1 protein-coding gene is annotated in these 266 nt (G+C 74.8%); it reads left to right on the plus strand.

The genetic code is table 11. The features are described from left to right. The coding region (locus SB753_RS37950; RefSeq protein ID WP_410805273.1) for a hypothetical protein at nt 1–266 on the plus strand (266 nt) is incomplete at both ends.

Below are 266 nucleotides of genomic sequence, written 5' to 3' on the forward strand. Positions count from 1 at the left end.
GGTCGGGGCCGCGGGTTGGGTGGAGCGGGTGGCGGCGTTCACGGGGGCTGCCGCGCAAGGCGATTTCGTCGCCATGGCCGCAGGGACCCCCATCCCGCTTCCCGAGGTTCTCTTCGAGGGGATGCGAGCGGTCCCGGCGACGGCTGCGGAGTACGACCTCGGCTTCGACGTCGCCTCCTTCCGCAGCGACGGGCGGCGCGTGCAGGGTCTCCGTCCCGATTCCGCGGCCGCCCGTGCCGGGGTGCGCGACGGGGATGCGCTGGTCG

Origin of the sequence: Paraburkholderia sp. SIMBA_053, assembly GCF_046534895.1 — a bacterium.
Taxonomy (GTDB): Bacteria; Pseudomonadota; Gammaproteobacteria; order Burkholderiales; family Burkholderiaceae; genus Paraburkholderia; species Paraburkholderia caledonica.